This window comes from Secundilactobacillus folii, from assembly GCF_009720675.1.
Lineage (GTDB): Bacteria > Bacillota > Bacilli > Lactobacillales > Lactobacillaceae > Secundilactobacillus > Secundilactobacillus folii.
This window is the reverse complement of the sequence record NZ_WNJO01000014.1, coordinates 42,084-50,866: the sequence shown is the minus strand read 5'-3', so window position 1 is coordinate 50,866 and position 8,783 is coordinate 42,084. Positions and strand designations below refer to the sequence as shown.

The following is an 8,783-nucleotide window of genomic DNA, read 5'->3' as shown; positions in this document are numbered from 1 at the left end:
GATCCTGGGTTCTGCGTCTTATTTGCTTATATGGCCGGGCGTTGTTTTGGCGAACGCGTTTCGGCACGGTGGCATTAAAGCACGGCGGGTTAGGTAGACCAGCGTCTTATTTGTCTATATGGCCGGGCGCTGTTGCGGCGAACGCGTTTCGCCACATTGAATAAAGTTCGCCTACTCAAGTTCGCAAACTGGAAGTTAGGACACTGACTTACTGAATCTAACACCTTTAAGAAGCAGCTTAACAAACTAAACCAAGGTAAATTTCAATCGAGATCAAAACTGAATTAAACCATATCAAACCGATTTCTCTCCCGAGATTGTTTTGGTGTGGCTTTTTTCACTTTTCCCAGGAAACCAATCACGTAGTTAAAAATTAAATTGACAAATACAATAGCAACTTATATAGTTAGTTACATAAGTAATTAACCAATTAACGAACTTAAATTTAAAGCCTGGAGGAACATCATGCAAACAGCGTCTATTGTCTCAGTTAAAGACCTACACAAAACGTATGGCAAGTCAGGGGAGAAACAGTATGAATCATTGAAAGGAATTAGTTTTGAAGTTGCTAAAGGCGAATTTGTTGGCATCATGGGTGCTTCTGGTTCAGGCAAAACGACCTTGTTAAATATATTAGCCACTCTGGATCAACCCACTTCTGGGCGAGTTGAAATAGACCACCAGTCGATTGCTGACCTGAAAGGCAACCAAATGACTGATTTTCGAGCTCATAAGGTTGGCTTTATTTTTCAAGACTTTAACCTATTGGATAATTTAACGAACTACGAAAATATAGCCTTGCCGCTTTCTTTGCAAAGCGTGAGTTGGGATAAGATTCGATCTGCCATCACCCAAGTGGCACAACAATTAGCAATTAAAGATATTTTGGACAAGTATCCCACTGAAATATCTGGTGGTCAAAAACAGCGAATTGCCGCAGCACGGGCGTTGATTTCTCACCCAGCATTTCTTTTCGGTGATGAGCCAACCGGTGCACTTGATTCGAAAAGTGCTCGGGATTTACTGGAAATGCTGACTAGGGTGAACGTAGCCCAGCAAGTGCCAGTCTTATTGGTAACCCACGACCCTTTTTCTGCAAGTTACTGTCAACGAATCCTTTTTATAAAAGACGGTAAAATTAGCCAGGAGTTAAAGCGGGGTGGCCGGTCACGAAAAGCATTTTACCAAGCTATTTTGAACTTGCTAGGCACGTTTGACTGAAAAGGGGGATACCATGATAAATAAACTTGCATTTGCCGGTGTTAAAAAGCGTTTGAAAGACTATCTCGTCCTCTTTTTAGGGCTGATGATCTCCAGTGCCATCTTTTACATGTTTGAATCACTGGCAACTAATCAATCTTTTCTGAAAGCCAACGCCCAACAAATTACAGGCGCTAATTTCATCTTTTTATTTGGCTCAATTTTACTGACTATCATTACGTTAGTTTATGTTTTTTATGCCAATTCCTTTTTGATGAGTATGCGTCGTCATGATTACGGTCTTCTCATGATGCTGGGAGCTAAGCAGTCTAAAATCGGTCAACTGATCATGATTGAAACTACCTGTATCGGCGCGTTTGCCAGTATTCTTGGTGCACTGGTAGGCTGGGGATTAACAGCCTCCATTGGCAGTTTCTTAATCGGCCAGTTGATTGGCACAAAATTACATCATTTTAGTGCTTTTTATCTTCCCGCTATGATTGTCACCGTTTTACTTTACCTTGGCCTATCTTTGATAGCTGGTTTGATCAATCGATCGACCTTAACTAGGACGCCAGTTTTAAAGTTATTAAAGGGTGATCAGCAGCCAAATCGGCCAACCTTAAAACCGACTTATCAAATTGTTCAAGTGGTTTCCGGTACTATCTTATTGGCAATGGGCTATTATTGCATGAGTCAAATTACTAAAATTGGCCTGAGTACGATTCCCATTGCGTTACTAACAGTTATTGGCGGGACGTATTTTCTATTTAACGCGGTTTTCGTCTGGTTGATGAGATTGTTAAAGCACTCCGCTCTAGCAACTCGCGGTCTCGGTAATTTCACGCTTTCACAGCTGACATTTCGAATTCGAAACTACACGAAAATTCTCTCAGTGGTCTCTATCTTGGTAGCTCTCGCCTTAGGAGCAATTACTGTTGGAATAGGATTACGACGCCAGGTACTGTCAATGGCAACTTCTAACACCGCTTATACCATGGCAATTAAGGATCCGAGTCAAAAAACGCTTCGACTCATTAACCAATTGCATTTGGCAACTAAAGTCACTTATCAGCAAAAAGAAGGACGTCGCAACGTTTATTACAGCCGTGATCAATTTATTGCTAAACCTTTTGAAGTTACTGGTCAAAACGCTAAGATGAATCTTCGTAAAAGTGGGTTAACAACGTCGACTTATAGGAAACTCACGACACAGCAGTTACAAGCGCATATTGAAAAGCTAATGTTGATGCAACCTGGTCAACAACAGTCTAAACGACCCAGAATTGCGTTAAAATCCACTTTTGAGCAGTCTCAAAACCGGCTCAGCCATTTGCTGCTTTTTCGGGTGAAAACGTTAAAGAACGACTTACCCATTTTAAGGCGAATCACACGTAGTCTGGGCATGAGTCAAACAGCAAGTCTCATTCCAGGTAGTTATGGCATTTACGTGGCCGGTAACGGTTTATTTGGTGGGCTGGAGTTCATGGGCTTCTTTTTGGGAATCGCCTTTCTAGCCATGCTTGCCAGTTGCTTGATGTTTAAGATTCTTAGCGGCGCCGCAAGTGATCGAATCAGATATGAGATGTTAAATAAAATTGGTACTAAGCAAGTAACTTTGCGGCGTTCAATCAGCAAGGAGATCCTCGTTTTATTTGCGCTTCCTGGTGTTGTGGGTGTTGTGCACGTCTTATTTGGACTCCAAATGTTTAAGCCTTTGATGCTTGATCCATATGGTCAACTCTGGGTGCCGTTTACAATCTTCTTTGTCTTGTATATGATTTACTACGTGATTACGGTTTGGCTCTATGAGCACATTGTCATACCAAAGCTTAAAATTGATCGATAGGAGAGTTAGAACAGCTAAATGAGGAACCAGGTGGTGCAACATGCAGTTTAACTTTGATAGTACTGAACCGCTATATCTGCAAGTCGCTGAACAGATTGAAGAAGCCATTTTTTTAAATAGTTTTGAGGAGGGTGCGCAAGTGCCGTCCACAACAGAAATATCTAAACAGTTTCATATTAATCCAGCGACCGTACTGAAAGGCATGAATATTTTAGTGTCTGCCGGTTTTTTGGAAAAGCGCCGGGGACTGGGAATGTTTGTAGCTAGTGGTGCAAATGGCAAAATTCGTGAAAAACGACAACAGGAATTTTACAAAGACTACATTTTAAATCTCGTCAGTGAGGCTCAAAAACTATCGTTGCCGGAAACTGCGATTATTGAAATGATCAAGAGGGGGTACGAACAAAATGGACTCGATTAAAATTGCGCACTTGTCCAAGTCATTTGGTCAGCAAGCGGTGTTGACAGATATCAATCTCACCATTGAACCGCAAACTATCTACGGCCTTCTTGGGCGCAACGGAGCCGGTAAGAGCACTTTATTTAATATCATTTCCGACCGTATCCCAGCAACTTCAGGGGAAGTTGTGATTGAAGGCCAAAACAACGTTAATAATGATCGGGTGCTTAACCGGATTTATTTGATGGGTGAACGCAATCTGTACCCGTCACGGATGCGAGTCAGTGATATTTTTCAAACGACTGCAGCACTGTATGGCCGAATGGATATGGATCTAGTCCATCAATTATCAAGCCAGTTCGGACTAAATATTCGTACCAGATTCGCTAAATTGTCCACTGGGTATCGGTCGATCTTAAAATTGATTATTGGCTTAGCGGTGGATGTTGACTACGTTTTCTTTGATGAGCCGACACTGGGCCTTGATGCTAATCACCGGGAATTGTTTTACAGTGCCTTAATGGACAGTTACGCCAAAAGGCCAAGGACGTTTGTGATCTCAACTCATCTGATTGAAGAAATTGCCAACATGGTCGAACGGGTGTTGGTCCTTCAAGAGCATCACATTACGATTGATGAGACCACTGAAAAGGTTCTGAATAAAGGCTATTCAATTACCGGGCCAACTGCAGACGTCACGGCTTATACAGCGGGTCTCAATGTGATTGGCCATGATCAGTTGGGCAACTTACGAGTTGATTATGTCTACGGACAGTTGAATGGATCCCGGCCCATTCCAGATACAGTGTCGATTAGTCACATTGATTTACAAAAGTTATTTGTGAACCTAACAAGTCAGGAGGTAGCAACTTTTGAAAACTAAAGCAGCTTTTTCTTATCAGTTTAAAAACTACTTGCGGCTTTTTGGCTGGACTTATCTTTGGGCAATTGTTTTGGTGGTCTTTTTGCCACTTTTAATTGCGTTGATTTTGGGGCAAATACACGGCTTCTCCGTGGCTGATTATTTACCCAGAGTTCTACCAGCAATTGTCGTTGGTTCGTTTGTATTTGCCTTCGGCGGTATTACTTATGATGGATTTAAGCTGTTCATTCAAAATGGTATCGGCCGTAAGACTTATTTCTACAGCAAACTGCTGGCGTTAAGTTCGATCTTGTTGATTGGAGAACTCATTAACGTTGTTTATGGTGTGCTCTACACGCACTTTATTTCTAATCGACGCGCAGCAATTTTTGCCTTTTCCTCCTTATACGGCAAGTACTTTAATTCTAAGGTTGAAAACACAATTTCAGTCATTGTGATCACGCTATTGTTTATTGTGTGCATCATGGTAACTGGTATGCTGCTGGGAACTATTCTGGGTCTCTTTAGTCGCCGAGCTCAAATGATGTTGATTGTTGGCGCCCCAATCCTCCTGATTATTCTGCTAGCCGTACTGATGTCGGTAAACACGCAAAATCGATTGATCTCAACTTGGCTACCACAGTTTTTGCTGTACATTATTGGGATGAGCGACATGTCAACACCACAGGGCCACTTTATTGCTTTTGCACCGATGATATCCGGAAGTGTGTACATCATTATTGTGCTAGTGACCACCTATTACCTGACACTGCGTCTGCGGGTACCACGGTGATCGATTCCAGGGAAATACCGTTTTTTGACGCTTTTGACTATGACTACCTGGACCGGTTTTCGTCAGACGTGCAAACGTGCTAAAATAGATAGCATAGTTAAAGAACGGAGCGAAGACAGTGGAAGCTAATAAACAAATCGAAGCGTTACGTGCGCAATTGGACGATATTCGCAAACAAGTCAATGCTGGAGAGCTATTTCAATCTCTCAGTACCAAGCTTGAGCAAATTATTGCTTCAGTTACACGTGATTCACAGGTTTCAGACGTGCATCTGTCAGATGATAGTGACGGGATTCGCGCCTTACTAACACGTTTGAATGACCAGTTTAAAAGTGAGTCATTGACCGCATTGAGCGACTCAGAAGTTTTGCAATTAGTGCGCCATATTGGTTCTCCAGATCCAAGTATTAGGGACAAGGGAATCTATTTCCTATTTAATGATTTGATTCAGCAGCATTTATTGTCTGATCAGCAGATGAACTTGGTCGTCCGTTATCTGATCAGCGATACAGTGCTATTTGCTCACGTTTTAGAACCGGAAAATGATGCCATTTATCAGCGGTCGTTTGCCGTTCTTTTGCTTTCTGTGATGCTGTATGCTGACCGTGCTGGTTACGACTTTTTAAGTCAGGATCTCGTTAACCAGATCGTGGATCAAGTTGCACTGTATATGGTTCTGGAGGTTGACACTCGGGGGTTCATTGACACCAACGGCTGGGCCCATGCCTTTACCCACGTTGGCAATGCTTTAGATGAATTATCTGAACGCGCATTATTGACGCGGGCGGATAAATTATATCTGATGGCTTTAATGATCGAGCGGTATAAAGCTTTGACTGGCGCACTAATTTTTGGCGAACCTCAACGGCTGGCCGGTTATCTGGCACGCTTGACCAATAAAAATAAGCTTTATGCGGATTATTTCTTAAAACAGTTAAAACACTGGCGACAACAATTAGTTGTCATTCAGTCTCAAGAAAGCCAGTCCGGTTGGAACCAAATTTATAACCGCGGGCGGCTGATTGAAGCCATGATTATTCGTCACGATTTTAGTGATCCAATCATGAAATATCTCAGTTCGGTGATTGATTTTTTAGGTTAAAAATAGCCGACTGTCATTCAATGAAAGGGTGAAACCAATCAATTATTATCGACGTTTATTTCAAACGTGCTATCAATTGTTAAGGGTTCGTGCGGTCAATTTAGGCTGGCTACTTTTATTGGCGATTTTAATGACGCTGCATATTTTAATGCTAAATGCCGGCCTGGTGTTAGTCAAAGCGGTATTGATCATTGCTTTTTTGTTCGGGTTGATCCTAGAACTTAATTTGATTCTAACGGCCTTTACAACGAATAAATCAATTCTAAATCAAACTGATCTACTGGTCATGACGGCTTGGAAACGCCTTTCTAAGCGGTGGCTGTCACTGCTCGGAATCGTTATTTTACTGGCAATTTTGTGGTTACCATTTGGGGACGCCGGTTTTACCGCACCGGTGCTAAATCTAGTCATGCTGCCACTTAAGTTCGTTGATCTAGTGGTTCTTCAGCGGCGCATTGTTGTTGTTATTCTGGCCATCTTATACTGTGGTTTGTTATATTTATTTTTAAAACTTCTTGCCCGTATAAGGGTCACCGTGAAACCGGAATTAGTTCCAATTAACGGTTGGCATCGGCTGGTGTGGTTTTTGCGCCCCTTATGTGCATTTTGGCTGCCAATGGCTATTATCGATCACGTCGTTATTTGGGGATTGCGAGAGCTTGGAGACCAGTTATCCAGTGGCGTTAGTAATGGTGCTAGTTTAACTATTTTAGTGATTTTAGTGGCTTTTTCGCTGTTAATGTTGAGTGCTTTTTTGATTGCCATGATTTGGGAATCAGTTGCACAGCCAGCGTTTCAACCAGATTTTGATGAGATCGAGTTACACAGCATGGCGTGGTTCCCGACCGGCCTAGTCTTCTTATTGGTGGTCCTTTTTGGCCTCCAGGCGTTTCATTTTGGGGTTGCTGCTTCTCCTAGCGTTACGGTCGCTCATCGAGGCGTGATTGGGAATAATGGCGTGCCTAATTCATTAACGTCTTTTAAGCAAACCGTGAAACATCATCCTAATTATGTGGAAATTGATGTTCAAGAAACTAAGGATGGTCACTTTGTAGTTTCTCATGGTCAAGATGTGACTGTAAAGAACTCTTCGGGGACTAAAAAAGTGGATTTACAGGAAATAAACTACCACGATATTTTACGACACCAGGTTAAATTCCACGGCAAAAAGACTAAACTTGTTGAATTATCGACTTATATGTCAGTAGCTCAATCTAAGCATCAGCGCTTGATGGTGGAACTGAAGGTTACACCACAGGATAGTGCGGATGTTGTGCAACGGTTTGCTAACCAGTATGGCGATCGATTGATTGCCCAGCACGACTTTGTTCATACGATGAGTTATCAGGCAGTTCTGAAATTAAAACGGCTGAAGCCTAATTTGATTGTTGGCTATGTTGTACCGTTGAACATTATGTCAATTAAAAATTTACCAGCTGATTTTTATTCACTACAAGCCATTGGCTTAAATAACACGATGGTTCGGCAGGCTCATTCCATTGGAGCACCGGTCTTTGTTTGGACACCAGATCGTGTTTCGGATATGCAAATAATGCGGGTGTTGGGTGTTGATGGTCAAATTACCAATCAGCTGATAAAGCTGCAGCAAGTCAATCGTCAGCCAGTGCGGAAATTTAACTGGGCGATTGTTGAAAATGTAATCAATCAATTTTGCTGAATTTCTCGTAGTTAACTCTATGAGGAGTGATAATTGTGACTAGTAGATGTCCGTGGGCTGAAAAAAGTCCGCAATTATTGATTTACCATGACTTAGAGTGGGGTGTTCCGGTGCATGATGAACGTCAGCTATTTGAGAATTTGTCGTTAGAGATTTTTCAAGCTGGCTTAACATGGCAGTTGATTTTAAAGTATCGTCAGGCGCTGAAACATGCTTTTTGGGACTTTAATCCAGAACAGATTGCCGAGTTACCACCAAGTAAACTGCAGGAATTGTATCATGATGACCGGATTATTCGTAATCATCAAAAAATTGATGCGGTGGTTGAAAATGCCAGAGTGCTGACCAGCCTTCATGAATTGGGTTGGCGCTTAAGTGAAACAGTGTGGCAACATGTCAACGGCGTCCAACTTGATCATCATTTACAGGCTAATGAGCAATTGGCGTTTGAGTGGTTCGTTGCAGATCTATCACAAACCCTGCGTCATTTGGGATTCAAACGGATCGGGCAAAAAACCTGCTACTCAATGTTGCAGGCGTCTGGCATGGTCAATGACCACTTATTGACTTGTTATCGTCATGACGAGATTAGTGACTCTGAATCGTAATGCTGATTCAAAAAGTGGCAAGCTTCCGAAATTGGGAGCTTGCCACTTTTTGTTTGATTAAAGTTATTCAATAGTATGAGGCTGTAACAAAACGACGATTGTCAAGTATGACTGGCTTTCTTCACGGCCCCAGTGATTTTTATTTTCAATTCTCTCAAGAATGTGACTTAGCCTAAACCTACTTCAGAACTCAGATCCTGGTCAAATAAGAAAATAGCCCCGCAGATTCCAGCCCAGGAATCCACGATGCTATTACTTAACTTCTGGGACCTACCCGAGTTTTATCGTCCT

The 8,783-nt window shown here is 42.2% G+C and carries 8 protein-coding genes; all 8 read left to right on the top strand.

Features of this window, described 5'->3' with window-relative positions; all coding sequences use genetic code 11:
- The first annotated feature begins 465 nt into the window (after nt 1-465).
- The 8 genes from GM612_RS10350 (at nt 466) to GM612_RS10315 (ending at nt 8,492) form a co-directional block, all read left to right on the top strand.
- A complete protein-coding gene (locus GM612_RS10350) occupies nt 466-1,221 on the top strand; it encodes an ABC transporter ATP-binding protein (protein ID WP_155432289.1) in 756 nt (251 codons plus the stop codon).
- A 13-nt stretch (nt 1,222-1,234) separates the two neighbouring features.
- A complete protein-coding gene (locus GM612_RS10345; RefSeq protein ID WP_155432288.1) occupies nt 1,235-3,049 on the top strand; it encodes an FtsX-like permease family protein in 1,815 nt (604 codons plus the stop codon).
- A gap of 40 nt (nt 3,050-3,089) precedes the next feature.
- The gene (locus tag GM612_RS10340) at nt 3,090-3,470 is read left to right on the top strand and encodes a GntR family transcriptional regulator (RefSeq protein ID WP_155432287.1); all 381 of its coding nucleotides are present in this window, start codon (nt 3,090-3,092) and stop codon (nt 3,468-3,470) included.
- A complete protein-coding gene (locus tag GM612_RS10335) occupies nt 3,457-4,332 on the top strand; it encodes an ATP-binding cassette domain-containing protein (protein ID WP_155432286.1) in 876 nt (291 codons plus the stop codon). The genes GM612_RS10340 and GM612_RS10335 overlap by 14 nt, the downstream gene beginning before the upstream one ends.
- Entirely contained in the window at nt 4,322-5,104 is a 783-nt protein-coding gene (locus tag GM612_RS10330; RefSeq protein ID WP_155432285.1) for a hypothetical protein, read from the top strand. Before GM612_RS10335 ends, GM612_RS10330 begins: the two co-directional genes overlap by 11 nt.
- 118 nt (nt 5,105-5,222) lie before the next feature.
- On the top strand, nt 5,223-6,206 hold the full coding sequence (locus tag GM612_RS12640; protein WP_155432284.1) for a DUF2785 domain-containing protein: 984 nt from the start codon (nt 5,223-5,225) through the stop codon (nt 6,204-6,206).
- 118 nt (nt 6,207-6,324) lie between these two features.
- Nucleotides 6,325-7,884, top strand: a complete 1,560-nt coding sequence (locus GM612_RS10320; RefSeq protein ID WP_173021266.1) for a glycerophosphodiester phosphodiesterase family protein — start codon at nt 6,325-6,327, stop codon at nt 7,882-7,884.
- Nucleotides 7,885-7,919: 35 nt separating this feature from the next.
- Nucleotides 7,920-8,492, top strand: coding sequence for a DNA-3-methyladenine glycosylase I (locus GM612_RS10315; RefSeq protein WP_155432282.1), 573 nt, complete (start codon nt 7,920-7,922; stop codon nt 8,490-8,492).
- Nucleotides 8,493-8,783: the final 291 nt, after the last annotated feature.